Below are 26,295 nucleotides of genomic sequence, written 5' to 3'. Positions count from 1 at the left end.
CCTGGACGGACACGCATGGACCTGACCTTTACCGAGCGCGGCGTCGAGATCCTGCGCTACGTCCACCTGCCGGACACTCCGGTCTTCGAGTCGCCCAAACCGTACTTCCACCCGATCAGGACCCTGGCCGGAGACGTGGTCAGCGCCTTCCGCCCGCACGACCACCGCTGGCACAGGGGCCTGCAGATGACCGTCTCGGACCTGTCGGGGGAGAACTTCTGGGGCGGCGGCAGCTACGTCCGCGAGGCCGCCGGGTACGTGGACCTGCCGAACAACGGGACCATGCGGCACGAGGGGTTCCCCTCCCCCGGCGTGCAGCGCCTGACCTGGCACACCCAGGGCGGCGAGCACTGGGTGGACGAGCTGAGGACCTTCGGGGTGCGGGACGTGCTGGAGGACTCCTGGGCGCTGGAGCTGTCCACCGCGATCACCAACGTGCGCGGGCGGGAGCTGGTCTTCGGCAGCCCCACCACCAACGGCCGTCCGATGGCCGGCTACTGCGGCCTGTTCTGGCGCGGGCCCCGCTCCTTCGAGCACGGGCGGGTGGTCGCCGAGAGCGGCGAGGGGCCGGAGATGATGGGCCGGGAGTCGGCGTGGCTGGCCTACAGCGGCCATCATGACGAGGTGGACCGCTCCTCCACGCTGCTGTTCCAGAGCGCGCCGCCCGCCGTCTGGTTCGTCCGCACGACGCCGTTCGCGGCCGTCAACCCGTCCATCGCCTTCCACCGCGAGCTGGTCCTGCCGCCTGGCGCGACGCTGCGCCTGGGCTACCGGGTGGTCGTGGCCACCGGCGCGTGGGACCGCCCCCGGCTGGAGGCGTACGTCAAGGAGCACCCGTGCCCGGAACCGGCGTGAACCGGTCTCGCGCCACGCCCGGCGGGGTACGACCGCCCCCGAGCCGGGGCGTCCGGTGGAAACGCCCGGCGACAGGGATTCTCGACAGGGAGGAGCACCCGTGTTCGGCACCGGCGTGAGCGACCTGACCGTCTACGACTGGCCCACCGAGGACGGCCTGCGCGGGGGTTCGCCCCACCTGCACACGCTGTGCGCCGAGGCGTACACCGTGGTGGCCGGTTCCGGCGCCGTCCAGACCCTGACCTGGAGCGGGTACGAGGAGACGGCGCTGGCCCCCGGTTCCCTCGTGCGGTTCACCCCCGGCACGGTCCACCGCCTGGTCAACGGCGGCGGCCTGCGCATCGTGGTCCTCATGCAGAACAGCGGCCTGCCCGAGGCCGGTGACGCCGTCCTCACCTTCCCTCCCGACGTCCTCGCCGATCCCGCCCGCTACGACCGTGCCGCGCGCTCGGACCCGCGCGAGCGCCGCGACCTGGCCGTGGAGGGGTTCCTGCGGCTGCGCACCGAGGGCCGCCCGGCCTTCGCCGCCTTCCTGGAGGCCGCCGCCGCGATCGTCGCCCCCCGCCTGGACGCCTTCGAGTCGCGCTGGCGCGAGGGCCCGCTGCGCGCCGCCGAGGCGACCGGCGCCCAGTTGGAGGCTCTGCGCGGCGGCGACCTCGCCCACCTGCGCGAGGCCGCGGTCACCCGGGTGCCCGCCGTGCCCCGCGACGGCATGTGCGGCCACCTGATGACCTACCCGGCACACTCCCGCGACCTCCCGGACCGGGACCGGGCCCAAGAGACCCGGGGGGCGTGACACCGGGCGGCGCGGCGGCGCGCGCCGCCCGGTGTCGCGTGACGCCGGGACCGGGAAATGTCGGTGCGATCTTCTAGGCTGGGGCCATGGCACGAGCTAACGACGGCGTCGCCGCCGCCCTGGAGGAGTACGCCGAGCTGTTCGCCATGAGCGGCGGCGACGCGTTCCGGGTCCGCAGCTACCAGAAGGCGGCCAAGGCGATCGCGGGCTTTCCCGACGACATCGCGACGGTGCCGGTGCGGAGCGTGTCCGGGGTGGGCGAGGCGATCGCCAAGAAGGTCGAGGAATACCTGGAGCGGGGCAGCTTCCGCCAGCTCGACGACCTGCGGGAGAAGGTCCCCCAGGGGGTGCGCCGGCTGACCCGGGTGGCCTCGCTGGGCCCGAAGAAGGCCGTCTTCCTCTTCCAGGAGCTGGGCATCGACTCCCCCGAGGCCCTGGTGGAGGCCATCGGGGAGGGGCGCCTCGACGGCGTCAAGGGCTTCGGCGCCAAGACCGTGGAGAACCTGCTCAAGGGCGTCGAGCACCTGGCCGAGCACAGCGCCAGGATGCACACCGGCACGGCGATGGACCTCGCCGAGCGGGTCGTCGCCTCGCTGCCCGGCGCCGAGCGGATCGCCTACGCCGGGTCGCTGCGCCGGATGAAGGACACCGTCGGCGACATCGACGTCCTCGTGGTCGGCCCCGAGTCGCTGATGGACGACTTCAAGGCGCAGCCCTACGTCGCGGAGGTCGTCGCCTCGGGGGCGAAGAAGACCTCGATCCGCACCGCCCAGGGCGTCCAGGTCGACCTGCGCCTCGTCCCCGCCGAGTCGTGGGGCGCCGCGATGATGTACTTCACGGGGTCCAAGGAGCACACCGTGCACCTGCGGGAGATCATCGTGAAGAAGGGCTGGAAGCTGTCTGAGTACGGCCTGTTCGACGGCGACCGGGTGATCGCGGCCGCGACCGAGGAGGAGGTCTTCGCCGCGCTCGGCATGGAGTGGATCCCGCCGACCCTGCGCGAGGACGGCGGCGAGATCGCCGCCGCGCTCAAGCACGAGCTGCCGAGGCTGGTCACCGTCGAGGACCTCAGGGGCGACCTGCACACCCACACCGACCTGACCGACGGCATCGCCTCCCTGGAGGACATGGTCGCCGCCGCCGCGGCCCGCGGCTACTCCTACTACGCGGTGACCGACCACGCGCCCGATCTGGCGATGCACCGGATGAAGCTGGACAAGGCCCTGGAGCAGCGCGAGCGCGTCCGCGAGCTGCAGAAGAGGTATCCCGGGATGCGGCTGCTGCACGGCAGCGAGCTGAACATCGCCCCCGACGGCTCGGTCGACTGGCCGGCCGAGGTGCTGGAGGGCTTCGACGTGTGCGTGGCCAGCGTCCACTCGCACTTCAACCAGTCGCGCGCGGAGATGACCCGGCGCTTCGTCGCCGCGTGCGAGAACCCGCACGTGCACATCATCGGCCACCCGACCACCCGCAGGATCGGCATCCGCCCGCCGGTGGACGCCGACTGGGACGAGGTGTTCCGCGCCGCGGCCCGCACCGGCACCGCGATGGAGATCGACTCCTTCCCCGACCGCTCCGACCTGCCCGCCGACCTGGTGCGGCTGGCGCGCCACCACGGCGTGAAGTTCTCCGTCGACAGCGACGCCCACGCGGTCCCGCACCTGGACAACCAGCGGTTCGGCATCGGCGTCGCCCAGCGCGGCTGGCTCACCGTCGACGACGTGATCAACACCTGGCCGCTGGAGCGGCTGCTCGCCTTCCTCGGCCGCTGAGGCGGCGTCCGGGAGACGTGGGCGTGTCCCCCTTCCCATATTACCCTGTTTGTTGGTAGGAAATACATGTAAGATGGGCGGCACCGGACACCCACGGACGGGTATCACCTTCGGAAAAGATCGCCGGGACGCCTCGCCCTGGAAGCATGTCTACCGTGTGAAATGGGAAGATTACGGAAAGTGATGATCGACAGGTCTCCGCGCCTCGCCTGAGGACGTCGAAAAGACGCCGGAGGTCCTACGGAGGAAACGAGAGGGAAACGTGCCGACGTGATGATGGCAACACGTGTTCTCCGAATTCTCGCATTTTCCGCCAGGAGGCCCGGCCGATGCGCCAGCTGACCGCGCTCGACGCGCAGTTCCTTCACGCCGAGTCGGCGACCACGGCGGCCCACGTCGCGGGCCTGGCCATCCTCGACCCCGCCTGCTCCAGGCTCGGCGCCCTCACCCGCGAGTGCCTGGTCGGGCTGCTGCGCGAGCGGCTGCACCTGGCCCCGGCGCTGAGGCTGCGCCTGGTCACCGTGCCGTTCGGCCTCGACCGGCCGTACTGGACCGAAGATCCCGACCTCGACGTCGCCGGCCACGTCCACGAGGTGACCCTCGCCGGCCCCGGCGACGAGGCCCAGCTCGCCGAGAAGGTGGCCAGGATCCACGAGCGGCACCTCGACCGCGACCGCCCGCTGTGGGAGATGCACCTCATCCACGGCCTGACCGGGGGGCGCGTCGCCCTGTACGCCAAGGTCCACCACTGCGCCATCGACGGGGTGTCGGGGGCCGAGCTGCTCGCGGCGCTGCTGGACCTCACCCCCGAGCCGCGCGCCGTCGAGCGGCCCGCGCACCAGCCGCGGACCACCGCCCCCGGCCTGGCCGGCATGCTCGCCGGGGCCGTGGCCAGGACGGTGCTCCAGCCCGCCAGGACGCTGTACTCCCTGGGCCGCATGGCCACCGAGCTCGACACGATGCCGCTCACCTCCGCGCTGCCCGGCGCCCGGCAGGTGGCCGCCGCCACCCGGATGATCGCGGGCAGGGCTCCGGAGCCCTCGGAGCCGTCGGAGCCGCCCATGCTGACCGCGCCGCGCACCCCGTTCAACGGCCCGATCGGCGCCGAGCGGCGCTTCTCCTACGGGTCGATCCCGCTCGCGGACGTCAAGCGGGTGGCCAGGAGCGCCGGGGCCAGCGTCAACGACGTGGTCATGACGCTGTGCGCCTCGGCGCTGCGCGCGTGGCTGCGCGAGCGCGACGCGCTGCCCGACCGGCCGCTGATCGCCGCGGTCCCGGTCGCGGTCCGCACCGCGAGCGCGCGGGAGGTGGTCGGCAACCAGATCTCCGTCATGGTCACCCCGATCCCGACCGACCTCGACTGCCCCCGCGAGCGGCTGCGCGTCATGGCGGGCTCGATGCTCAGCGCCAAGCGGCGCTTCGCCGGGGCCCCCACGGCCTGGCTGGGCGAGCTGTCGTCCATGCTGCCCTCGGCCGTCACCGCGCTGGCGACCTCCGCGGTGTTCCGGCTGGCCTCGATCGTGCTGCCGCCGATCAACCTGATCGTCTCGAACGTGCCGGGGCCACAGCTCCCGCTGTACCTGTGCGGGGCCAGGGTGCTCGCCTACCACCCCATGTCGGTGCTGACCGACGTGAGCGGCGGGGTCAACATCACCTGCTTCTCCTACGACGGCTCGCTCGACTTCGGCATCCTGTCCTGCCCGGACCGGGTGGCCGACGTGTGGCGGCTCATGGGCCACCTGCGGGAGGCCATGGACGAGCTGATGGAGCAGGTCGACCCGGCCCCGGCCGCGCGGATCGGCCCCGTGGAGCAGGCCGAGCCCACCACGGCCGCGCGGATCGGCCCGGTGGAGCGGTCCGCGCCGGCCAGGGAGATGGTGCCCGCCTGAGAGGCCCACCCTCCCCGGCGCGGTCCGGGAGAGCGATGCCCGCCTGAGCATCCCCGCCGTCCCCGGCGCGGTCCGCGAAGACGGCGCCCGACTGGGAGATCCCGTCGTTCCCGGCGCGGTTCAACCACGCGACAGGTCAAGAAATAGAGTTGGCCCATGAGCTTTTCTGAGCTGAACCTGTTCCCGCTCTGCCTCGGTGGCAACGTATTCGGCTGGACCGCCGATCGGGACAATTCCTTCGCCGTCCTGGACGCCTACGCGGAGGCGGGCGGAAACTTCGTGGACACCGCGGACGTCTACTCCCAGTGGGCTCCCGGGCACGTCGGCGGGGAGTCGGAGACCGTGATCGGCGAGTGGATGGCCTCCCGCCGTAACCGCGACCGGATCGTGGTCGCGACCAAGGTCGGTTCGCTGAACGGCCGCACCGGGCTGTCGGCGGCCAACATCCGCGCGGCGGCCGAAGACTCGCTGCGACGGCTCCGTACGGACCACATCGACCTGTACTGGGCCCACATCGACGACGCGGCCACCCCGCTGGAGGAGACCCTCGGCGCGTTCGACGAGCTGATCACCGAGGGCAAGGTCCGCAACATCGGCGCCTCCAACTACAGCGCCGAGCGGCTCGCGGAGGCGCTGGCGATCTCCGAGGAGACCGGCCTGGCGCGCTACGGGGTGCTGCAGCAGCACTACAACCTCATCGAGCGCGACTACGAGGGGCCGCTGCGCGACGTGGTGGCCGAGGCCGGGCTGACCAGCACCCCCTACTTCGGCCTGGCCCGCGGCTTCCTGACCGGCAAGTACCGGCCGGGGGTCACGGTCGACAGCCCGCGCGCGGGACAGGCGTCGGCCTACCTGAAGTCCGAGCGCGGCCCGCGGGTGCTGGAGGCCCTGGACAAGGTGGCCGCCGCCCACGACGCCGCCCCGGCCACCGTCGCGCTCGCCTGGCTGGCCGCCCAGCCCACGGTGGCCGCGCCGATCGCCAGCGCACGCGACGTCGAGCAGCTCCGGCCGCTGCTCGCGGTCGCCGACCTGACGCTGTCGGAGGAGGAGCTGATTCTGCTCGACGAGGCGTCCCGCTAGCCTCCCTGCCCCGGCGGGCCGTGGGTCTCCCCACGGCCCGCGCCGGGCGCGTACGGGCTCGCAGGGGCGTGTACGACGACGGGGCCCGGCCGCGACGCGGCCGGGCCCCGGGTTCCCGCACCTCCGCACGAGGTGTACGGGGGGTCTGGTACGGGCTCTAGTGGGAGGCGGACTTCTCGGCACCGATGCCGGTGAGCGAGCGGACCTCGATCTCGGCGTACTTCTCGCCGCTGTACTCCTTGCTGAGGCGGGCGCCGATGAACCCGGCCAGGAAGCCGAGCGGGATCGAGACGATGCCGGGGTTGCTCAGCGGGAACCAGGCGAAGTTCGCGTCGGGGAACAGCGCGGTGGCGCTGCCCGAGACGACCGGCGAGAAGATCACCAGGACCAGCGCGGAGACCAGGCCACCGTAGATCGCCGAGACCGCGCCCGCGGTGTTGAACTTCTTCCAGAACAGGCTGTAGAGGATCGCGGGCAGGTTGCCCGAGGCCGCCACGGCGAAGGCGAGCGCGACCAGGAAGGCCACGTTCTGCCCCTGGGCGAGGATGCCGAGCCCGATCGCGACCGCGCCGATGACGAACGCCGAGATCCTGGCGACCAGGATCTCCTCCTTGTCGGTGACGTTGCCGCGCTTGAACACGTGCGCGTACAGGTCGTGGGCGAAGGAGGAGCTGGAGGCCAGCGTCAGGCCGGCGACGACCGCGAGGATCGTGGCGAAGGCGACCGCCGCGATGATCGCGAGCAGGATGGTGCCGCCCACGTCGCCGAAGATGGCCTTGCCGACCGCCTCGGCGAGCATCGGCGCCGCCGTGTTGCCCGCCTTGTCCTGCGCCACGATCGCCTGGCCGCCGACCAGCGCCGCCGCGCCGAAGCCGAGCACGAGGGTGAGCAGGTAGAAGGTGCCGATGATGCCGATGCCCCACAGGACCGACTTGCGGGCCTCCTTGGCGGTGGGGACCGTGTAGAAGCGGATCAGGATGTGCGGCAGGCCGGCGGTGCCGAGGACGAGCGCCAGGCCCAGGCTGATCAGGTCGATCTTGCCCGCGAGGCCCTGCGCCTCGGTGCCGTACTTCTGGCCCGCGTTGAGGAAGGCGTCGCCCTTGCCGCTCTGGGCGGCGGCCTCGCCGAGCAGGCTGGACAGGTTGAAGCCGTAGTGGCCGAGCACCAGCAGGGTGACCAGGGTCGCGCCGCCCATCAGCAGCACGGCCTTGACGATCTGCACCCAGGTGGTGCCCTTCATGCCGCCGACGACCACGTAGACGATCATCAGGATGCCGACGCCGACGATCGTGAGGGCCTTGCCCGTCGGCGAGGTGACGCCGAGCAGCAGGCCGACCAGCGCGCCCGCGCCGACCATCTGGGCCAGCAGGTAGAAGATCGACACCGTGATGGTGGAGACGCCCGCCGCCGTACGGACCGGGCGGGGGCTCATCCGGAAGGCCAGCACGTCGGCCATCGTGAACTTGCCGGAGTTACGCATCAGCTCGGCGACGAGCAGCAGCGCCACCAGCCAGGCGACCAGGAAGCCGATCGAGTACAGGAAGCCGTCGTAGCCCGACAGGGCGATGATCCCGGCGATGCCCAGGAAGCTCGCGGCCGACATGTAGTCGCCGCCGATGGCGAGACCGTTCTGCACGCCGCTGAAGGACCGGCCACCGGCGTAGTAGTCGGTGGCGTCCTTGGTGTTGCGGCTCGCCCAGAAGGTGATGCCCAGCGTTCCCGCGACGAACAGCAGGAACAGGATCGTGGAGAGGGTCTGGTGGCTCATTCGGTCTTCCCCTCGACCTCGTGGCGGATCTCGTCGGCCAGCGGGTCAAGCTTCTTCTCGGCGAAACGGGAGTAGGCCCAGGCGATGCCGAACGTCGACACGAACTGGAGCAGGCCGAAGATCAGCGCCACGTTGATGTTGCCGAAGAGCTTCGTGCCCATGAAGTCGCGCCCCCAGGCGGACAGGACGACGTACAGCAGGTACCAGGCGAGGAACGCCGCGGTCATCGGGAACGCCCAGGTCCGGAAACGCCTCTTCAACTCCTGGAATCGTTCGTCGGTCTGGATTTCTTCGTAGACCGATGAATCATGTTGCCTGGCGGTCACGGGACCTCCCAAAATGTGATCTGGATCACGGACAACGTAGGGCCGGACGCTACCCGTGGAGGAGACCCGCACGCGGACTCTTCGCCGAGGCGCCGCCGAGTCGCGTTCAGTTGGGCCGGGCTTGCGGTGAAAGGTCTGTCTCGTACGCCGAACGGTTCGCGGCGGAGCCCGTTCTCACCTCCCCGGCTCGACAGCCCTCACCTCGTACGGCTCACCCGCGCCGAACGGTTCGCGGCGGAGCCCGTTCTCACCACGGCCCGCCCCGCAGGGCGTAGACCCCGGCGCAGCAGACCGTCAGGCCGACCACCGCCAGCAGCAGGCGGTAGTCGACGAGCGAGACCAGCACGGCGCCCGCGAGCAGGGACAGCAGCTGGGCGAACCCGGCCAGCGACTCGAAGGCGGTGGACACCCGGCCGACGAGGTGGCCGGGGCTGCGGCGCTGCAGCAGGGTCGTCCTGGCCACCCCCTCCAGGGTCAGCCCGGCGCCCGCCAGCATCATCGCCCCCAGCACGACCGTCTCGGCGGGGACCACCCAGCACAGGACCGCCACCCCGTACAGGCCGATGCCCGCGCCGATCGCGAACAGCTCGCCCCGGCGCGCGATCGTCGTGGCGCTGCGCAGTCCCCCCGCGATCGCGCCGAGGCCCATCGCGGTCGAGGTGAACGCGGTGAACTCCGGCGACCTGGCCAGACCGTGCTCGATGACCGCGAAGATCAGCGACTCGGTCGCCCCGGCCAGCGCGAACATCAGGCAGAGCGCCACGGCCGCGCGGCGCAGCGGCGGGTCGGCGGACAGGTGACGGGCCCCGGCCCAGAACTCCTCGCGCCACCGCCCGGAGGCGGCCGGAGAGGCGGGCACGGGGGCTTCCGGCGCGGGGAGCATCATGAAGACCCCCGCGGCGACCAGGAAGGTGATCATGTCGAACAGCACGAGCGCGCCGAGCCCGAAGCCGGTGTAGACGGCCACCCCCAGCAGCGGCCCGAACAGGCGCAGCCCCTGCCGGGTGGTGTGCAGGGCGCCGTTCGCCTCGGCCAGCAGGTGCTCGGGCAGGATGACCTTGAGCAGCCCGCCGAGCGCGGAGAAGATCACCGCGTACGAGCACCCCATGGCCGCCGACACCGGATAGATCAGCCACACCGTGTCCGGCCCGGTGACCGCGACCAGCGGGGCGAGCGAGATCCCCGACAGCACGCAGGTGACGACCAGGAGCCTCCTGCGGTCCACCCGGTCGATCAGGTAGCCGAACAGGGGCGAGAAGCACAGCGGCAGCGTGAAGAAGAACAGGGTCAGCCCGGCGGCGGCGTCGGAGCCGGTGAGGCTCTTGGCCAGGATGCCGGGCACCAGCAGCAGCGAGGCGTCGCCCAGCAGGCTGACGGCCATCCCGAAGTAGATGAGCCGGAACCGGGGCCGGCGCAGGACCTCCGGCATCACCGCTGACCGGCGGACCGGCTCGCCGCCCGGCTGTCGGAGAACGCGACGGCGAGCCAAGATCCTGACCGCTTCCCGAAGAACGCGACAGTGGACCGAAGTCCCGACCGGCTCCCGGGTAGCACGGCAGTGGCGTCGCCGACCTCGGCGAGCGCCTCATCACCGGAGCCGGCGAGTAACAAATCTAGTCAGAACAACCGAAATGTCGGTCCATAAGCGTCATTTCGTCACACCTCGCCGGGACCGTCAAGAGGACCGGGGCCGCCAAGAGGGCCCGAGCCGCAGGAGCGCCAGGACCGCCGGGAGAGCCTGAGCCGTCAGGAGGACCGAGGCGCCAGGAGGAGCCAGGCGTCAGGAGGACCGGGGCCGCCAGTCACCCCGGTCCAGGTTGAGGATCTCGGGGGTGTGCAGGCGCACCATCGTGCGCGCCACGTTCGGCGGGATGCGCCCCGGCGTCAGCAGCGAGACCACCACCATGACGAGGAAGGCGATCGGCACCGTCCACGCGGCGGGCTGCGCCAGCAGGGCACCGACCAGGCCGGTGTGCGGCCCCCCGCCGATCGTCATCAGCACCGCGCCGCAGGCCAGACCACCACCGGCGAGCAATCCGGCCATCGCGCCGGCCGGGGTCAGCCGCCGCCACCAGATGCCCAGCACCAGCAGCGGGCAGAAGGAGGAGGCCGCCACCGCGAACGCCAGGCCCACGACGTCGGCGACCGGCAACGTACGCGCGAAGACCGCGAGACCCAGCGGAACGATCACCGCCAGCACCGCCGCCGCCCGGAACGACCGCACCCCGCCCTTGAGGATGTCCTGCCCGATGACCCCGGCGACCGAGACCGTCAGCCCCGAGGACGTCGACAGGAACGCCGCGAACGCCCCGGCCGTCACCAGCGCCGTCAGCAGGTCCCCGGCCACGCCGCCGATCAGCCGCCCCGGCAGCGACAGGACCACCGTGTCACTGCCCTCTAGCTCCGGGACGTAGATCCGGCCCAGCGCGCCGTACACCGCCGGCAGCAGGTAGAAGGCGCCCAGCAGCGACAGGACCACCAGCGTCGTACGGCGCGCCGCCCGGCCGTCCGGGTTGGTGTAGAAGCGGACCAGCACGTGCGGCAGCCCCATGGTGCCCAGGAACGTGGCCAGGATCAGCGAGTAGGTCGAGTAGAGGCCGTACTCCCTGCCGGTCGCCAGCGGCAGCGCCCATGTGGCCGCGTCCCGCGCGCTCAACCCGGGCGCGCCGCCGCTGCGCCACGCCAGCAGCAGGAACACCAGCGGCACGGCCAGGGCGGTGAGCTTCAGCCAGTACTGGAAGGCCTGCACGAACGTGATCGACCGCATGCCGCCGGACATGACGTTCACCGCGACCACGGCCGCCACCAGCAGGCCCCCCGCCCACTCGGGGGCCCCGGTGATCGCCCGCAGGACCAGCCCCGCGCTCTGGAACTGCGGCATCAGATACAGCCAGCCGATCAGCACGACCAGCACCCCGGCCATCCGCCGCACCGCCATCGACTCCAGCCGCGCCTCGGCGAAGTCGGGCAGCGTGTACGCGCCCGAGCGGCGCAGCGGCGCGGAGACCAGCACCAGCAGCACCAGGTAGCCGCCCGTCCAGCCGACCGGCAGCCACAGCATGTCGGCGCCGTAGGTGAGGATCAGCCCGGCGATGCCCAGGAAGCTCGCGGCCGACAGATACTCCCCGCCGATGGCGGAGGCGTTCCACAGCGGGGAGACCGTGCGGGAGGCGACGTAGAAGTCGGAGGTGGTCCGCGACAGCCTTATCCCGAACGCGCCGATCAGCACCGCCGCCAGCACCACCAGCACCACCGCCGTCACACCGTACGCGGTGCTCATCCGGCGCCTCCCCCGAGGCCTTCCATGCCATCCCCCATGACGTCTTCCGCGAGGTCGCCCATCGCGGGAAGCTCAGGCTCCAGCCGGGAGCCCTCGGCCCCCGGGACGGTCCGCCGCCCGGTCAACGGGCCCTGTCCACCAGTTCGGCGAAGTGCCGCTCGTTGCGTTCCGCCTGCCGTACGTAGAGCCAGGCGCCGATCACGAACGCCGGATAGATCAGGCCGCCCAGCACCGCCCAGGGCAGCGGGATCCCCAGCACGTGGACCGCGCGCAGCTCCGGCACCAGCAGGAACATCAGCGGCAGCCCCGCCACCACGCACCCCAGCACCGTGCAGACGAACAACGCCAGGCGGAACTGGGTGCGGACCAGCGAGCGCATGTAGACCTCGCCCAGCCGGGTCTGCTCGTCGATCTCGCGGCTGACCGGGTAGCGGGGGTGGCGGGGGGCCATCGTGCGAGGACTCGTCACCACCTCACGCCGCGGCCGCTCGTCCCTACGCGAACGCTCGGCGTCCCTGCGCGACCGGTCGGCGATCCACCGGCGCGGCTCGGACGGCTTGGACGATCCAGACGGCTTGGACGGCCCAAATACTCCAGACGGCTCAGACGGCTCAAACGGTCCAGACGGCTCGGACGGCTCGGACGGCCCTGAAAGCCCGGAGAGCCCGGACGGCTCGGACGGCCCTGAAAGCCCGGAGAGCCCGGACGGCTCGGACCCCTCCCCCGCACCGGGGTCGCGGCTCATTCGGGCCTGCCCCGGCGCGCCCTGCGGACCAGCAGGTCGCGCAACTCGCGGGTGTGACGGCGGCTGACCGGGATCTCGGTCTCGCCGATGCGCACCACGCACCGGCCCGAGTCGATGTGCAGCTCGTCGATGTGCTTGACCGCGACCAGGTGGCTGCGATGCACCCGTACGAACCCCGCGGAGGACCAGCGCTCCTCCAGCGTGGCCAGCGAGATGCGCACGAGGTGGCTGCCACCAGCGGTGTGCAGGCGGGCGTAGTCGCCCTGCGCCTCCACGTACCGGACCTCGGTGCTGGCCACGAACCGGGTGACACCGCCGAGCTCCACCGGGATCGTGTCGGGGTCGGCGCGGCCGGGCCCCTCCGTCTCCGGCAGCTCCGCGGAGACGAACACCCTGCGGATCGCCTCGGCCAGCCGCTCCGGCCGTACCGGCTTGAGAAGGTAGTCCTCGGCCTTGATCTCGAAGGCGTCGACCGCGTGCTCCTCGTAGGCCGTCACGAACACCACCCGCGGCGGGTTGGCGAACTGCGAGAGCAACCGGCCGAGCACCACCCCGTCCAGGCCGCGCATCCGGATGTCGAGGAAGACCGCGTCGATCGGCCGCCCGTCGGCGATCGCCCGGTCCAGGACACGCAGCGCCGCGGCCCCGTCCCTCGCGATGGAGACCTCCCCGATGCGGGGGTCGTCGCGGAGCAGGTAGGCCAGGTCCTCCAGCGCGGGAAGCTCGTCGTCCACCGCCAGGACGCGCAGGCCGGTCACGGTCACTCCTCCAGGTCGTTCACGAGGGAATTTCTAGAGGGTGATGAATCAGGCATCGCCTGTCAACTTTTTGGTACGGGGGAAGGGGCGGGCTCAACGGGCGGAGACACCCGGATGATACTTGGGCAGGCGCACACTGACCTTCGTTCCGGCCCCCTTGGCCGTCTCCGCCACCAGGCCGTACTCGTCACCGTAGACCTGACGCAACCGCTCGTCCACGTTCACCAGCCCCACCCCCCCGGCCCCCGAACGCTCGTCGGCGTCACCGGCCAGGATGCGGCGCAGCCGGTCGGGCTCCATGCCGACGCCGTCGTCCTCCACGCTGATCCGGCACTCGGCCCCGGCGTCCTCGGCGACGATCGAGATGCGCCCGATCCCCGGCTTGCTCTCCAGCCCGTGCTGGACCGCGTTCTCCACCAGGGGCTGCAGGCACAGGAACGGCACCGCGACCGCGAGCACCTCCGGGGCGATGCGCAACGTCACCTGGAGCTGGTCGCCGAAACGGGCACGCTCCAGGGTGAGGTAACGGTCGATGGAACGCAGCTCCTCGGCCAGCGTGGTGAACTCCCCGTGCCGCCGGAAGGAGTAACGGGTGAAGTCGGCGAACTCCAGCAGCAGCTCGCGGGAACGGTCAGGATCGGAACGCACGAAGCTCGCGATCGTCGTCAGCGAGTTGTAGATGAAGTGCGGGGAGATCTGCGCGCGCAGCGCCCGCACCTCGGCCTCCATCAGGCGCGTCCTCGACCGGTCCAGCTCGGCCAGTTCCAGCTGCGAGTCGACCCAGTTCGCGACCTCGTGGGCGGCCCTGACCAGACCCGCCGAGGCGTGCCCCCCGTACGCGGCGAGGGAGCCCACCACCCTGCCGTCGGTGGTGAGCGGCGCCACCACGGCGAACCTGATCGGGCACTCGGGAAGGTCGCACGAGACGACCTCGGGCCCCAGCACGCGCGTCCGGCCCCCGGCGAGCGTCTTGGCGGCGTGGGCGAACGCCTCGCGGGCATGGTGGTCGCCCTCGCCGTCGTAGACCAGCAGCCGCTCCTCGTCGGTGATCGCCAGCGCCGGGGAGCCCAGCAGCTCCCGCAGGTAGCGGGACGCCTTCAGCGCCCCCGCCTCGGTCAGCCCCGCCCGCAGCGGCGGCGCGGCCAGGGACGCGGTGTGCAGCGTCTCGAACGTGGCCCGCTCAGCGGGACTGCTGCCCAGCTCCCTGCGCCCGCGCAACACCCGCCACAGCACCAGGGCCGGTACGCCGACCAGTGCGGCGACCAGCAACACGGCAACGAGGGGTTCCACGCTCCGGACCTTATACGCCCGGCCACGTCCGCGCCTCGTCCCCGGAGATCGCGCGAGACCACATCGGGACCTTCACCGCACGATCCTTGACATCGTCGACCGGCCCGGCGCCTGTACAAAGTAGATCAAAACGCCCATCGGAGACGGCCGGACGGTTCAGAGCGCCTCACGGACGCGGCGGGCGTACGACTCGGCCTCGGCGGGGTCCTCGTATTTCGTACGGGGCCAGAAGAAGCCGCGCAGGCCGTCCTTGCGGTTGCGGGGAACGACGTGGGCGTGCAGGTGCGGGACGCTCTGGCTGACCCGGTTGTTCATCGCGACGAACGTACCGGCCGCCTCCAGGCCCTTCTCGACGGCGACGGAGAGCGCGCGGACGCGCTCGAAGAACGGGCCGACCATCGGCACCGGCAGGTCCGCCAGCGTCTCGACATGGACCAGTGGGACCACGAGGACGTGCCCCTTGAAGACCGGCCGCGTGTCCAGGAAGGCGGCGGCCACGCCGTCGGAGAGGACGACGTGGGCCGGTCGCTCCCCCGCAGCGATGGCACAGAACAGGCAGTCGTCACCTGGCACCGCATCAGAAACCGGCATCACGTCAGCATAGGAGGCACCGGGCGGCCGTACGACCTCCCGGCACACGCCCCCGGCGGCCGGTCTTCCGGCGCACGACCTCCCGGCGCGGAAGCGGGCCGCGCCACCGGCCGCGTCACCGGCCGCGTCACCGGCCGTGTCACCGGCCGCGCCACCGCTCCTGTCACCAGCCGAGCTTGGCCGCGCCCGAGATGAGGGACCTCGCGATGACCATCCGCTGGATGTCGTTGGTGCCCTCCCCGATGGCCATCAGGGGCGCGTCCCGGTAGAGGCGTTCGAGGACGAACTCCTGCGAGTAGCCGTAGCCGCCGTGGATCCGCATCGCCTCGGTGGTGGCGCGCAGCGCGACCTCGGAGGCGAAGTACTTGGCCATCGCCGCCTCGGAGTTCACCGCGCCGCTCTCGGAGCGGACCGCGGCCCAGTAGGTCAGCAGCCGGGCCGCCTGGATGTCGGTGGCCATGTCGGCGAGCTTGAGCTGGATGGCCTGGAAGTCGGCGATGGGCTGCCCGAAGGCGTGGCGCTCGCGCGAGTAGCTCAGCGCGGCGTCGTAGGCGCACTGGGACAGGCCGACCGCGCGGGCGGCGATGTTGACCCGGCCGAGCTCCAGGGCCGACAGGGCCTGCTGCATGCCCCGCCCCTCGGTCCCGCCGAGCAGCGCCGACACCGGGACGCGCACGTCCTGCAGCACGATCTCGCACGTCTCGGTGCCCTTGTAGCCGAGCTTGGGCAGGTCGCGGCTGACGGTGTACCCGGGGGTGCCGGCCTCGACGAGGAGGAGCGACATGCCGCGGTGCGCGGGGTCGGTGACGGAGGTCTTGACCAGGACGGGCATCGGGTCGGCGTGCCGGGCGTTGGTGATCCACGTCTTGGTGCCGTTGATCACGTAGTGGTCGCCGTCGCGGACGGCCCGCGTCTGGATGCCCTGCAGGTCGGTGCCCGCCGCGGGCTCGGTCAGCGCGATGCCGGTACGGCGGGCCCCGGTGGCCAGGTCCGGCAGGTAGGCGTCCTTCTGCTCCTCCGTGCCGTAGCGGGCGATCATCCAGGCGGCCAGGGAGTGCGAGCCGAGAACCCCGGCCACGCCCATCCACCCGCGCGCTATCTCCTCGAAGACCAGGGCGAACGACACCCGGTCCAGGGCCAGCCCGCCGTACTCCTCGGGGATCGTGATCCCGAACAGCCCCATCTCCTTGAAGCCCTCGACGATCTCCGTGGGATAGCGTCCGGTCCGTTCCCACTCGGAGGCGACCGGCACGATCTCCTTGTCGACGAACTCCCGCAGGGTCCGGCGGAACAGCTGCTGCTCCTCGTTGAGCTCGAAGTCCATCACGGCGTCCTTTCCGCGAAACGGCCGTCAGGGGGAAGCGGCCCTCAGGGGGTGAGCGGGCCGGTCCTGGCCCGCGGGAAGTAGTTCTTGTCCTGCGGCGCGTCGCGGCGGTAGACCATCACCGTACGGCGCCAGGACATGACCTCGTCGCCGTCCTGGTTGAGGCCGCGGGTCTTGCAGGTGACGATCCCGGCGTAGGGCCGCGACCGCGACTCCCGTTTCTCCAGCACGATCGACTCCGCGTACAGGGTGTCGCCCAGGAAGACCGGGTGGGTCAGCCTGATCTCGTCCCAGCCGAGGTTCATCAGGGCGGTCTGGCTGACGTCGATCACCGAGATGCCGAGCACGATCGCGACGGACAGGCCGGAGTTGACGATGATCTTCCCGACCGGGGCGCGCTCGGCGAAGTGGGCGTTGAAGTGGTTCTGGTTGGTGTTCATCGTCAGCAGGGTGAACCAGGTGTTGTCGGCCTCGCTGATCGTACGACCCAGCGGGTGCTGGTAGACGTCGCCGACGACGAAGTCCTCGTAGTACCGGCCGAGGCCGGGTTCGTGCACGGTCACGGTCTCTCCCCTGGACGCCGGGACCTCGACGCTAATCGTCTGACGTTTCGGCGGTCAATGATCCGTTCCGCCGGGACGGCGTGGTGACGCGGCGGCGCGGACCGGCGGGCGAGCACCCGGGAAGCGCGGTCACCGGGAGATCTTGAGGGGAACGCCGCGGTCAGGGCACGCGCCCGCGCAGGAACGCCGCCGCGATCTCCACCACCCGCCGGGCCTGGAAGTCCATCGCCTCCAGCTGCACCTCACCGGGCGGGATCGTGCCGTTGTCGGAGGTGTGGCTGGTGCCGTACGGGTTGCCGGAGCGGAACTGGACGGGGTCCGCGTAGCCGGGCGGCACGATGATCGCCCCCCAGTGGTAGAAGGTGTTGTTCATCGCGAGGATCGTGCTCTCCTGCCCGCCGTGGGTCGTCGAGCTCGCGGTGAACGACGACACGAACTTGTTCACCAGCAGGCCCTGGGCCCACAGCCCGCCGGTGGTGTCGATGAACTGCCGCATCTGGGCGGTGGGGTTGCCGTAGCGGGTGGGCGTGCCGAACAGGAGCACGTCGGCCCACCTCAGGTCCTCCAGCGAGGCCTCCACGACGTACTGGGTGGCCGCGGCGTGGGCGGCCCAGCCCTGGCTGGACGCGATGGCCTCGGCCGGCGCGAGTTCCCTGACCTTGCGCAGGCGCACCTCGGCACCGGCCTTCTCGGCGGCCGCGGCGGCGGCCTTGGCCAGCGCGAAGATCGTGCCCGTGGCCGAGTAGTAGATGACGGCGGCGTTGACGACCGGTCCGGTCACCACCTCTTCCGTCATCCCCTCATCGGTCACTGCCTCTTCGGTCAACTGCCCCACATCCCTCCGGGCGCCCTTCCGGGATCGTCCTGCCGGAACGTGCCCGACGATCCCCAGGAGAACCCGTCCCGGCCTGCAAAGACTCCTTGACCTGGGTGATCACGGAACGCGCGGGACCGCCGCGCCCCGGGCCCCGCGGAGTTAGCATTCACGCTGATCGAGACACCGAGACACCGAGACACCGAGACACCGAGACACCGAGACACCGAGGAGAGGCCCGTGGAGCAGACCCCCCAGGACTATGACGAGTGGCGCGCGAGTGCCGTCGATCCCGCCTTCAGCGAGTGGCTGCGCTCGCTGAGCGAGCCGGAGTGGACGGCGGTGGTGAGCCACCCGTTCGCCGCGTCGATCACCCGGGGGGACGTGCCCGACGACGACATGCGCCGCTACCTGGTCCAGGACTTCCAGTTCGTCGACTCCTTCACCGCCCTGCTCGGGGCGGCCGTGGCCTGCGCGGACAGCTTCGAGTCGCGGGTGCCGTTCGGCCAGTTCCTGGGCGAGATCGCCACCACAGAGGAGCTGACCTACTTCCACCGGGCCCTCGCCGCCCTCGGCGCCACCCCCTCGGACATGACCTCGCCCGAGCTGGAGCCGGTCACGGCGGACTTCCGCGCTCTGATGGACGAGGCCAGGATCAGCCTGGACTACCCGCTCGTCCTGGCGGTGCTGTGCGTGGCCGAGTGGGCCTACCTGGGCTGGGCCTCCCGCGCCGAGGAGCCGCTGCCGGACAACTTCGTGCACCGCGAGTGGATCGAGCTGCACGAGGGCCCGGCCTTCCGCGCCTGGGTGCAGTTCCTGCGCGGCGAGCTGGACCGGCTGGGCCCCGAGCTGGACGAGGAGGGGCGGCTGCGCGTGCTCGGCTTCTTCCGCCGTGCCGTACGGCTGGAGCTGCGCTTCTTCGACATGGCCGCCGGTTCCTGAGCCCCGCGCCCGCGTGGAGAGGGACCTGTCAGCCCTGGTCCAGATCGCGGGCCGGGGTGGCGTAGGGGGCCTGGCCGGGGCGGTAGACGCCTTCGGTGCCCACCTGGGCGGCGTGGACCTCCTCGTCCGGGGCGTACAGGCGGATCTGGACGCCGTCGGGGTCGGTGAAGCCCATCGCGTGGCCCGAGGAGGCCCGGAAGACCGGCCCGTGCGGGACGTCGAGGGCGTCGAGCCGGGCGGCCCACTCGTGAAGCCCCTCAAGGGTGACCTGGAGCGCGAAGGGGTCGGCGTCGAAGAGCGCCCTGGCCAGGTCGGGGTTCTCGCGCAGCGCGATCTGGAAGGCCGCGCCGGGGACCGTGAAGCTCATGCCCCGGATCACGCCGTCGTCGTCCTCGAAGCTGGTGTGGTGCTCCAGCCCCAGGACCCGTTCGTACCAGGAGCGGCTCCGCTCCAGGTCGCTCACCCAGATCTTGAGGTGGTGCACACCGGTCAGTACGGCGTTCAACTCGTCTCCTCAGGGGGCCTGCGTCGTCGTGACGGTCGTGGTGAAGAGGTGCTCGCAGAATCTCTCCCGTGCCTGCGCCCGGCTGAGACCGAGCTCGGATTCCTTCCTGTCGAGCCCCTCGAAGCTGTCGAAACCGAGCCTGGCCACGGCCCTGGCCTCGGTGCCGGGCGCGAGGCGGGCCGTGAAGACGATCCGCCCCCGGTGCGGGAGGTGGCTCCCGGCGGGGCACCAGACGCCGTCGGAGCGCTCGCGGCAGCGCAGGACGGCGATCCGCTCGCCGGAGCCGTCGAGCAGCACCGCCCGGGTGGGACCCCGCGCGCCCTCGGGGAACCGTCCGCCCACCCAGAAGGCGCCCCAGTAGGGCGCGAAGGAGGGGGTCCAGGTCATGGAGTAGTCGATGGTGTAGGAGACCCGGCCCGCCGAGTCCGGGCGCGGCACGGCCCCGGCCGTCACCTCGATGCCGATCAGCGGCTTGCCCTGGCACTTCCTGGCCTCGGTGACGCAACTGGCCTGGGCCTGTGGCAGCGGTGACAGGGCGGCCGCGATGAGGGCGAGGCCCGCGGCGATCCCGAGAGCGCGGCGCATGAGACCTCCTGTGTGTCCTGCCCCGAGAATCGTTTCCTGCCCGAGAATCGTGTCCTGTCCGAGAACGCTACATGCGCCCGGCTCTTCGCGTGCCCGAGATCAGCATAGTTCGCCTTCCGGGTCGGAAACGTGGACCTGACGGGGCGTCGATGGCGGGAAGGTCCGGGCGGGCGGAGAGGAGGGGGTCCGCCGCCCACCCGGAAACGGTCAGATTACCCCGACAGACATGAGTTTGGCTCGCCTGCGCGCACAGGACTCGGCCGGATCTCCGGTGACCGCCCGCTTCCCGGCGCTCCGGGAGGGACGGCCACCGGGATCGAAGGCGTCCGGCCGTGCCCGGCCGGCGGCCGGGCACGGCGTTCGCGGGAGCCCTGGAAGCCGTCCGGCCCGCCACCGGGGCGATGTTCGTGAGACCCCGGAGGACCGGCGGCCGGGCCGGCGTGCCACCGGGGTCCGGGCCGGCGTTCGCCGGGGCCCGGGTCAGCGTTCGCCGGGGCCCGGAAGGGGGCCGCTCTCGTGCTCCGCCTCGTCCCTGGGCTCGGCGTACGGCTCGCTCTCGGGCGGGTGGCCCCCGGCGATCCGGCGCTCGCGCATGAGCTCGGCGTCGAACTCGGCGCCCAGCAGGATGGCCATGTTGGACAGCCACAGCCAGACCAGGAACACCACGGCGGCGCCGAGCGTGCCGTAGGTCTTGTCGTAGGAGCCGAAGTTGGCGACATAAGCCGCGAACCCGGCCGAGACGACGACCCAGAGCAGCACGGCCAGCAGCCCTCCGGGGCTGATCCAGCGGAACCCCGGCTGGCGGACGTTGGGCGCGGCCCAGTAGAGCAGCATCACCAGGCCCGCGGCGATCAGCACCAGGACCGGCCACTTGGCGTACCCCCAGACGGCGACCGCGGTCTGGCCGACCCCCAGGGCCTCGCCCGCCACCTCGGCGAGCCTTCCCGTGAAGGTGACGGCCACCGCCGACACGGCCATCAGGACGACGAACACCAGGGTGAGCCCGATCCGCAGCGGGGTCAGCTTCCACAGGGGACGCCCCTCCCGGATGTCGTAGATCGCGTTCCCGGCCCTGACGAAGGCGGCGATGTAGCCGGAGGCCGACCAGAGCGCCACCAGCAGACCGGCGATCGCCAGGAAGCCCCTCGCGCTCCCGCTGCCGCGCACCTGGTTCACCTGGTCCGTCACCAGCTTCGTGACGTCGCCGGGGGCGAGCGCCGCGACCTGGGACAGGATGGTGGAGATCACGTCCTGGCCGACCAGCCCGAGCACGGACACCAGCACGATCAGGCCGGGGAAGATCGACAGCACCGCGTAGTAGGTGAGGGCCGCGGCCCAGTCGGGCAGGCCGTCTCGCTGGAACTCCAGGACGGTCCGCTTGAGGACCCCCCACCATGCCCCCCGGGACAGTTGCGAGGGGGTTTCCGGGACAAGGGCGAGCCGCCCCCGCGAATCGTCGGGGGCGGCCCTGTCGGTGCTGCGGGTCATCTACTTCTTCTTGCCTCGCCGCAGGATACGGAAGACGACCAGGGCGAGCGCGGCGAGCGCCGCGATGGTCACGACGGGGCGCTTGCCCGCCTCGGTCGTGACCCTGCCCGCCGCGTCCTTGATCTCGACGGGGGTCACTTCCTTGACCCGGCCGACGACCTCGGGGGCCGCCTCCCTCACCTTCCCGACCATCTCGGGAGCGGCCACCTTGACCCGCTCCACCATCTCGGTGGCCGTGGTGGCGGTCGCCGCCCCCACCTTGCGCAGGTCGTCGCCCACCTGGGCGGCGGTCTCCTGGAAACGGCCCTTGACGTCGGTCTTGTGCACCAGTGCCTCCACTGTGTCCCCTAGTTCGCGGCGGGCTTCCTCGATGTCCCGCCGCACGCTTTCCGTGTCGTTCCCGTCGTTTCCGACGGTCTTGCCGGTCTTGCCGGTCTCCGTCACGCCGCCGGTGGCACCGGTGTTGGCGTACGGGGTGGTCGCCACCGTGGTGTCCGGAACGGCGGCGAGCGTCGTGTCCCCCGGGAGCCGGGGCGTGCCGTCGCGTTCGGACTCGGTGACACCGAGGTCCTCGCCGGGCGTGCCGTCCGGCTGGTTCGGCGGGATGTTCAGCGATCCGCTCTCCTCGGGCGTCACCGGTTCGTCGACGCCCTTCCTGCGGGATCCGGTGGTTCCGGCCACGGCCTGAGGCCGCTCGGGTCCGCCCGGGTCTGTCTCAGTCATCGGTGCGCCCTCTCTTTCACCGCGTCGATGTCGTCCTTGACGCTCTCGATGGTCCGTTCGGGAGTCGGCGGGGCGGCCTCGGCGACCTGGCGCTTGCCGAAGAACCCGAGCGCCCCGGCCACGACCAGCAGCACTCCGCCCACGAGCGCGGCCGCCGCCCACGGGGGCATGACCTGCGCGAGTAACAGGATCACCGCGGCGACCAGGGAGGCCGCCCCGAACAGGGCCACGACCCCGGCTCCCCCGAACAGCCCCACGCCGATTCCGGCGTGTTTGCCCTTCTCCGTCAGCTCGGCCTTGGCCAGGCGAAGCTCGTCCTTGACGAGACGCGAAACCTGCTCCGACATCTGCTTGATCAGCTCGGACGTCGGAAGTGATTCCTTGGTGTTGGTCATGGGCCGCCTCCTCCCCTACAGGAAAGGACGTCTACCCACTCCTCCCCCGGCAAACATGGGCCTGGCTGCGATGATCACAGGGGGTACGGGCACGACACCGCTTCCCGGCCCGCGTTCCACCCGCTCCTCCGGGGCCCGGGAGGCCCGCGACCTGCCCCCGGCCATTCTGCGGCGCCGCGCCCTCTGCCACCGTTACACCGATCACCCTTGCCGTTTCATCGACCGATCGCGAGGCGACCATGGCGAACATCGTGCTCACCGGAGGCACCCGGGGCATCGGCCTCGGCATGGCCGGTGCCTTCCTGGAGCGCGGCCACCGCGTCGCGCTGTGCGGCACCCGCGCCGGGTCGGTGGAGCGGGCCCTGGCCGAGCTGTCCGGACCCGCCGGGCCGTCCCGACCGGACGGGCGGGACGGGCAGGACGGGCGGGACGGTCCGGACGGGCGGGACGGTCCGGACGGGCGGGATGGGCGGGACGTCCTGGCGATGGTCGCCGACGTCGCCGACCGGGGTCAGGTCCAGGCGCTGTGGGACGCGGCGGCCGGGACGTGTTCGGCGGGAGCTGAGCCCCGCACCTCGTGCGGAGCCCCCTGCCGAGCCCTCCGGAGAGGCCGATCACTCTCGCGGCCTGGATACGCCATGATCATAGGGAGGCTCGCGTGTCCAGTGGTGGAAAAGTAGAGGTACGGGCGAAGATGAGCCTCTTGGGATACTGCGTGGCACGATGAGCGCGATCAGGAAGGCGGCACGCTAGAGATGGCACAGATCGTCGGCGGCGGAAGCCCGGTCAACGACGCCGAGCGACGGGTCATCGCGCACCTGCGAGACAACGCCCCGGACGACTGGCTGCTGCTGCACAACATCGAGGTGCCCCGCGGGGACGACACCTTCGAGGTGGACGTGATCGTCCTGACCGGTCACTCGCTCTGCGTCATCGACGTCAAGGGCACCCGAGGCCGGATCGAGGTCGCGGGAACCCGCTGGTTCCCGTTGCGCCGGGAGGCGTTCGGCTCCCCCGTCGCCAAGCTGCGCGGCAACGGGCGCGCCCTCAAGGGCCTGCTCACCCAGGCTCGCCGCGAGCTGGACCGGGTCTACGTCGACAGCCTCGTGGTGCTCACCGGGGCCGACGCGGAGCTGGTCGACCCCGCCGGCCGCGACTCGCGGCACGTCACCGACCTCGCCGGGCTGATCGGCACGCTGAGCGACGTCTCCCGCGTGCGGCGCGGCCACACCACGGACACCGCGCCGTACGGCACCGCGATCATCGAGGCGCTCAACGGGAGCGTGCGGCGCTCCACGGCGCCGCCGCGCTTCGGCAGCTGGGAGGTGGAGGAGCAGCTGGGCGGCGACACCCGGGTCACCGAGTACCGCGCGATCAACGCGACGGTCCCGGGCAGCGAGACGGTCCTGCTGCGCGTCTACCGGGCCGACCCGCTGGCCGAGGAGGAGCCGAGGGCCGCCGAGCGGCGGCTGATCACCAACGCCTACCAGGCCCTCACCAGGATCCCCCCGCACCCGTGCGTGGTGCGCGCCCGCGACTTCTTCGCCATCGACGACGAGAGCCGGTTCGTGCTCGTCCTCGACGACGTGCACGGCCAGGCGCTGCACCTGCACCTCACCGCCGCCCCCTCCCCGTCCACGCTCTCCACCTCGGCCAGGCTGGACGTGGTGGAGGACATGCTGCTCGGCCTGGCCCACGTGCACGCCAACAACGTGATCCACCGGGCGCTCAGCCCCGCGTGCGTGCTGGTGACGGAGGAGGGCCGGGCCATGCTCACCGGGTTCGACTACGCCAAGCCGGGGCCCCGCGCGCACACCGTGGCCAACGAGCTGCCCAACATCCTCGACACCCACTACGCGGCCCCCGAGTGCCAGGCGATGCCGGAGCGGATGACGGCCGCCTCCGACGTGTACGCGGCCGGGGTGATCGCCTTCCAGCTGCTCACCGGGAAGCTCCCCCCGGTCACCCCCGACGCCGAGCCCGCCCCCGGCGAGGCGCCCGTGGAGGTGATGGACCTGCTGCGGCGGATGCGCGACCACGCGACGGGCAAGCGTCCGAGCGCGGCCGAGGCCCTGGATGAGCTGCGGCGGGCCCGGCGGCCCCGCCCTCCGGACCCCCCGGACCCCGCCACGCGGCACTCCGGCGTACCGGATCCCCGCCCCCAGGACGCCCCGCCTCAGAGTCCTCAGAACCCTCCGTCCGAGGGTTCAGGTGCCGAACACCCCGGCCCCCCTGAGGCCCGGGCCCCCGAGGACCCCGTCCCCGAGACGCCCGGTGCGGCGGGCGTGGGGCGGCCGGAGGATCACGGGCCGGAACACCACCCTCGGGACGCCCGTCTCCAGGCGCCCGCTCAGCACGAGGACGAGCCCCACCAGAGCCTGCCGGCCCAGGAGCCGCTGTTCGACAGGCTCAGGACGAGATTCCGGCGTATCACCGGAAAACAACCCTGAAAACGGCCCAGAAACGGCTCTGAGAACGGCCCCGAAACGGCCTTGGGAACGGCTCTGAAACAGCCTTGAGAACGGCTCCGAGAACGGTTCTGAAAGCGAAACGCCCGCGCGGGAGCCGGGCCCCAGGCTCCCGGCCGGGGCCCGGCTCACCGCCGGGCGAGTGGGTCGGCGACGGATCAGCGGCGGGTGTGGCCGCCCCGGAAGCGGGCGAGGAGCCCGCGCAGCTTCTGCTGGTGGCGCGGGTCGCGGGCCATCGCCTTGGCCTTCTCCAGGTTCCGCTGCCCCTGCGGGGTGCGCAGGTAGTGTCGGACCCGGTCGATCAGCGATGCCATGGTGTCCTCCATCTGTCGGAAACCTCCGCCTACCCGGTGAGACCGGTTCCAATCACCACGGGCACCGGCTTCGTCGGGTTCAGGAGTCGACGAAGTCGTCCGGGACCATCACCCGCAGGCCGTTGGGGACCGTACGGATCATGATGGGGGTCATCAGGCGGACCTCGCCGTCGACGTCGGCGGCCATCGGCGGGTCGGTCTCCAGGTACATCTCCCGGCCCACGACGAAGGGGCCTCCCGCCAGGCTGCGCCAGCGGCCGCTACCCGCGCGGACCATGGTCTCCAGCAGCAGGCGCAGGCGCTTGCCCGAGCCGAGCTGGTACGCGACCAGGCGGCCGTTGTCGATGCTGATGTCCCTGGCGACCTGCCAGCCGCCGTGGAAGCGGCCGTTGGCGATGTTGAGCTGGTGGGTGAGCAGCTCGTGGCGGCGCCCGTCGACGGTGAGGAAGGCCCGGAACGGCTGGTGGCCCGGGAGGACCGTCAGGGCCGTGAGCGGGTAGGCGGCGCGGCCCAGGAGGCGCTTCACCCCGTGCCTGACCTTGCCCGCGACCTCCACCGAGACCCCGAAACTGGCCAGGTTGGCGAACTCGCGGTCCCCGGCGACGCCCAGGTCGATGTCGGCGACCTTCCCCGTACGGAGGACCCCGATGGCCCTGGCGAGGTCGAGGGGGACGCCGAGGCTGCGGACGAAGTTGTTGGTGGTGCCCAGGGGCAGCACGCCGAGGGCGACGTCGCGGTGGGCGACGTGCTTGACGGCGGCGCTGAGCGTGCCGTCCCCGCCGCCCACGACGAGCAGGTCGGGCTCGTCGGCCAGGGCCTGCTCCAGGGTGGCGCGCAGGCGTTTGGTGTCGACCACCGGGAAGAAGCGGATCGAGTCGAACCCCTGGGCCCGCAGCGCGCGGACCACGGCGGGGTAGTGGCGCCGGCCCCGGCGCGAGCGCGTGTTGACGACCACGCAGACCCTGCCCTTGGTCCGGATGGCCTCGGTGTGCTCGGCCTTGCTTCGAAGCTCTCCCACGCTGCC

At 71.7% G+C, this 26,295-nt stretch carries 26 protein-coding genes; 8 read left to right on the top strand and 18 right to left on the bottom strand.

Annotated elements, in window-relative coordinates:
• The first annotated feature begins 15 nt into the window (after positions 1-15).
• The 5 genes from ACFYWM_RS29865 (at position 16) to ACFYWM_RS29845 (ending at position 6,392) form a co-directional block, all read left to right on the top strand.
• A complete protein-coding gene (locus tag ACFYWM_RS29865) occupies positions 16-855 on the top strand; it encodes a PmoA family protein (protein ID WP_389920177.1) in 840 nt (279 codons plus the stop codon).
• A 100-nt stretch (positions 856-955) separates the two neighbouring features.
• Entirely contained in the window at positions 956-1,651 is a 696-nt protein-coding gene (locus ACFYWM_RS29860; RefSeq protein WP_389920175.1) for a cupin domain-containing protein, read from the top strand.
• An 86-nt stretch (positions 1,652-1,737) separates the two neighbouring features.
• A complete protein-coding gene (gene polX, locus ACFYWM_RS29855) occupies positions 1,738-3,423 on the top strand; it encodes a DNA polymerase/3'-5' exonuclease PolX (protein ID WP_389920172.1) in 1,686 nt (561 codons plus the stop codon).
• Positions 3,424-3,752: 329 nt separating this feature from the next.
• Positions 3,753-5,312 carry a wax ester/triacylglycerol synthase family O-acyltransferase gene (locus ACFYWM_RS29850; RefSeq protein ID WP_389920169.1) on the top strand — a complete coding sequence of 520 codons (1,560 nt, stop codon included), beginning with the start codon at positions 3,753-3,755 and terminating at the stop codon, positions 5,310-5,312.
• A gap of 156 nt (positions 5,313-5,468) precedes the next feature.
• On the top strand, positions 5,469-6,392 hold the full coding sequence (locus tag ACFYWM_RS29845) for an aldo/keto reductase (RefSeq protein WP_389920166.1): 924 nt from the start codon (positions 5,469-5,471) through the stop codon (positions 6,390-6,392).
• A gap of 157 nt (positions 6,393-6,549) precedes the next feature.
• On the opposite strand, the gene ACFYWM_RS29840 is transcribed toward ACFYWM_RS29845, so the two are convergent.
• From ACFYWM_RS29840 to wrbA, 11 genes are all read right to left on the bottom strand, one after another.
• Entirely contained in the window at positions 6,550-8,160 is a 1,611-nt protein-coding gene (locus tag ACFYWM_RS29840) for a cation acetate symporter (protein ID WP_389920164.1), read from the bottom strand.
• Positions 8,157-8,486, bottom strand: a complete 330-nt coding sequence (locus ACFYWM_RS29835; protein ID WP_389920161.1) for a DUF485 domain-containing protein — start codon at positions 8,484-8,486, stop codon at positions 8,157-8,159. Before ACFYWM_RS29835 ends, ACFYWM_RS29840 begins: the two co-directional genes overlap by 4 nt.
• Before the next feature lie 247 nt (positions 8,487-8,733).
• Positions 8,734-9,915, bottom strand: a complete 1,182-nt coding sequence (locus tag ACFYWM_RS29830) for an MFS transporter (RefSeq protein ID WP_389920159.1) — start codon at positions 9,913-9,915, stop codon at positions 8,734-8,736.
• Positions 9,916-10,266: 351 nt separating this feature from the next.
• Entirely contained in the window at positions 10,267-11,766 is a 1,500-nt protein-coding gene (locus ACFYWM_RS29825; RefSeq protein ID WP_389920156.1) for a cation acetate symporter, read from the bottom strand.
• A 121-nt stretch (positions 11,767-11,887) separates the two neighbouring features.
• Positions 11,888-12,235: a hypothetical protein gene (locus tag ACFYWM_RS29820; protein WP_389920154.1), complete on the bottom strand. Its 348-nt coding sequence runs from the start codon at positions 12,233-12,235 to the stop codon at positions 11,888-11,890.
• 272 nt (positions 12,236-12,507) lie between these two features.
• Positions 12,508-13,269: a LytR/AlgR family response regulator transcription factor gene (locus ACFYWM_RS29815; protein ID WP_389920151.1), complete on the bottom strand. Its 762-nt coding sequence runs from the start codon at positions 13,267-13,269 to the stop codon at positions 12,508-12,510.
• Between the two features lie 93 nt (positions 13,270-13,362).
• A complete protein-coding gene (locus tag ACFYWM_RS29810; protein ID WP_389920148.1) occupies positions 13,363-14,559 on the bottom strand; it encodes a sensor histidine kinase in 1,197 nt (398 codons plus the stop codon).
• Between the two features lie 156 nt (positions 14,560-14,715).
• Positions 14,716-15,150: an HIT family protein gene (locus ACFYWM_RS29805; RefSeq protein ID WP_389920146.1), complete on the bottom strand. Its 435-nt coding sequence runs from the start codon at positions 15,148-15,150 to the stop codon at positions 14,716-14,718.
• Positions 15,151-15,313: 163 nt separating this feature from the next.
• Positions 15,314-16,474 carry an acyl-CoA dehydrogenase family protein gene (locus ACFYWM_RS29800; protein WP_389920143.1) on the bottom strand — a complete coding sequence of 387 codons (1,161 nt, stop codon included), beginning with the start codon at positions 16,472-16,474 and terminating at the stop codon, positions 15,314-15,316.
• 44 nt (positions 16,475-16,518) lie between these two features.
• Positions 16,519-17,037: a MaoC family dehydratase gene (locus ACFYWM_RS29795; protein WP_389920140.1), complete on the bottom strand. Its 519-nt coding sequence runs from the start codon at positions 17,035-17,037 to the stop codon at positions 16,519-16,521.
• 160 nt (positions 17,038-17,197) lie between these two features.
• Positions 17,198-17,833 carry an NAD(P)H:quinone oxidoreductase type IV gene (wrbA, locus tag ACFYWM_RS29790; RefSeq protein WP_389920137.1) on the bottom strand — a complete coding sequence of 212 codons (636 nt, stop codon included), beginning with the start codon at positions 17,831-17,833 and terminating at the stop codon, positions 17,198-17,200.
• A 258-nt stretch (positions 17,834-18,091) separates the two neighbouring features.
• On the opposite strand from wrbA, the gene ACFYWM_RS29785 reads away from it, so the two are divergent.
• Positions 18,092-18,793 carry a TenA family protein gene (locus tag ACFYWM_RS29785; RefSeq protein WP_389920134.1) on the top strand — a complete coding sequence of 234 codons (702 nt, stop codon included), beginning with the start codon at positions 18,092-18,094 and terminating at the stop codon, positions 18,791-18,793.
• 28 nt (positions 18,794-18,821) lie between these two features.
• Here the strand turns inward: ACFYWM_RS29785 and ACFYWM_RS29780 are convergent, their stop codons facing one another.
• From ACFYWM_RS29780 to ACFYWM_RS29760, 5 genes are all read right to left on the bottom strand, one after another.
• Positions 18,822-19,298, bottom strand: coding sequence for a VOC family protein (locus ACFYWM_RS29780; protein ID WP_389920131.1), 477 nt, complete (start codon positions 19,296-19,298; stop codon positions 18,822-18,824).
• A 9-nt stretch (positions 19,299-19,307) separates the two neighbouring features.
• Positions 19,308-19,883, bottom strand: coding sequence for a hypothetical protein (locus tag ACFYWM_RS29775; protein WP_389920129.1), 576 nt, complete (start codon positions 19,881-19,883; stop codon positions 19,308-19,310).
• Positions 19,884-20,363: 480 nt separating this feature from the next.
• Complete coding sequence (locus ACFYWM_RS29770) at positions 20,364-21,371, bottom strand: YihY/virulence factor BrkB family protein (protein WP_389920126.1); 1,008 nt, start codon at positions 21,369-21,371, stop codon at positions 20,364-20,366.
• Entirely contained in the window at positions 21,372-22,094 is a 723-nt protein-coding gene (locus tag ACFYWM_RS29765; RefSeq protein ID WP_389920124.1) for a DUF3618 domain-containing protein, read from the bottom strand.
• Positions 22,091-22,489, bottom strand: a complete 399-nt coding sequence (locus ACFYWM_RS29760) for a phage holin family protein (RefSeq protein WP_389920121.1) — start codon at positions 22,487-22,489, stop codon at positions 22,091-22,093. The genes ACFYWM_RS29765 and ACFYWM_RS29760 overlap by 4 nt, the downstream gene beginning before the upstream one ends.
• Before the next feature lie 239 nt (positions 22,490-22,728).
• On the opposite strand from ACFYWM_RS29760, the gene ACFYWM_RS29755 reads away from it, so the two are divergent.
• Entirely contained in the window at positions 22,729-23,169 is a 441-nt protein-coding gene (locus ACFYWM_RS29755; RefSeq protein ID WP_389920118.1) for an SDR family NAD(P)-dependent oxidoreductase, read from the top strand.
• Positions 23,170-23,244: 75 nt separating this feature from the next.
• Positions 23,245-24,939 carry an NERD domain-containing protein gene (locus ACFYWM_RS29750; RefSeq protein ID WP_389920116.1) on the top strand — a complete coding sequence of 565 codons (1,695 nt, stop codon included), beginning with the start codon at positions 23,245-23,247 and terminating at the stop codon, positions 24,937-24,939.
• Between the two features lie 176 nt (positions 24,940-25,115).
• On the opposite strand, the gene ACFYWM_RS29745 is transcribed toward ACFYWM_RS29750, so the two are convergent.
• A complete protein-coding gene (locus tag ACFYWM_RS29745; protein WP_389920113.1) occupies positions 25,116-25,271 on the bottom strand; it encodes a hypothetical protein in 156 nt (51 codons plus the stop codon).
• 79 nt (positions 25,272-25,350) lie between these two features.
• Entirely contained in the window at positions 25,351-26,289 is a 939-nt protein-coding gene (locus ACFYWM_RS29740) for a diacylglycerol/lipid kinase family protein (protein WP_389920110.1), read from the bottom strand.
• Between the last annotated feature and the right edge of the window lie 6 nt (positions 26,290-26,295).

It is taken from the genome of Streptosporangium sp. NPDC002721, assembly GCF_042888905.1.
Classification (GTDB): Bacteria; Actinomycetota; Actinomycetes; order Streptosporangiales; family Streptosporangiaceae; genus Streptosporangium.
This window is presented reverse-complemented; position numbering and strand designations above follow the sequence as displayed.

Excerpts from the sequence above, each read along its gene's own strand:
- ACFYWM_RS29755 (WP_389920118.1), top strand. The coding sequence starts at position 22,729 with ATGGCGAACATCGTGCTCACCGGAGGCACCCGGGGCATCGGCCTCGGC.
- ACFYWM_RS29760 (WP_389920121.1), bottom strand. The coding sequence starts at position 22,489 with ATGACCAACACCAAGGAATCACTTCCGACGTCCGAGCTGATCAAGCAG.
- wrbA (WP_389920137.1), bottom strand. The coding sequence starts at position 17,833 with ATGACGGAAGAGGTGGTGACCGGACCGGTCGTCAACGCCGCCGTCATC.
- ACFYWM_RS29775 (WP_389920129.1), bottom strand. The coding sequence starts at position 19,883 with ATGCGCCGCGCTCTCGGGATCGCCGCGGGCCTCGCCCTCATCGCGGCC.
- ACFYWM_RS29840 (WP_389920164.1), bottom strand. The coding sequence starts at position 8,160 with ATGAGCCACCAGACCCTCTCCACGATCCTGTTCCTGCTGTTCGTCGCG.
- ACFYWM_RS29800 (WP_389920143.1), bottom strand. The coding sequence starts at position 16,474 with ATGGACTTCGAGCTCAACGAGGAGCAGCAGCTGTTCCGCCGGACCCTG.
- ACFYWM_RS29770 (WP_389920126.1), bottom strand. The coding sequence starts at position 21,371 with ATGACCCGCAGCACCGACAGGGCCGCCCCCGACGATTCGCGGGGGCGG.
- ACFYWM_RS29750 (WP_389920116.1), top strand. The coding sequence starts at position 23,245 with ATGGCACAGATCGTCGGCGGCGGAAGCCCGGTCAACGACGCCGAGCGA.
- polX (WP_389920172.1), top strand. The coding sequence starts at position 1,738 with ATGGCACGAGCTAACGACGGCGTCGCCGCCGCCCTGGAGGAGTACGCC.
- ACFYWM_RS29765 (WP_389920124.1), bottom strand. The coding sequence starts at position 22,094 with ATGACTGAGACAGACCCGGGCGGACCCGAGCGGCCTCAGGCCGTGGCC.
- ACFYWM_RS29865 (WP_389920177.1), top strand. The coding sequence starts at position 16 with ATGGACCTGACCTTTACCGAGCGCGGCGTCGAGATCCTGCGCTACGTC.
- ACFYWM_RS29805 (WP_389920146.1), bottom strand. The coding sequence starts at position 15,150 with ATGCCGGTTTCTGATGCGGTGCCAGGTGACGACTGCCTGTTCTGTGCC.
- ACFYWM_RS29830 (WP_389920159.1), bottom strand. The coding sequence starts at position 9,915 with ATGCCGGAGGTCCTGCGCCGGCCCCGGTTCCGGCTCATCTACTTCGGG.
- ACFYWM_RS29745 (WP_389920113.1), bottom strand. The coding sequence starts at position 25,271 with ATGGCATCGCTGATCGACCGGGTCCGACACTACCTGCGCACCCCGCAG.
- ACFYWM_RS29850 (WP_389920169.1), top strand. The coding sequence starts at position 3,753 with ATGCGCCAGCTGACCGCGCTCGACGCGCAGTTCCTTCACGCCGAGTCG.
- ACFYWM_RS29845 (WP_389920166.1), top strand. The coding sequence starts at position 5,469 with ATGAGCTTTTCTGAGCTGAACCTGTTCCCGCTCTGCCTCGGTGGCAAC.
- ACFYWM_RS29825 (WP_389920156.1), bottom strand. The coding sequence starts at position 11,766 with ATGAGCACCGCGTACGGTGTGACGGCGGTGGTGCTGGTGGTGCTGGCG.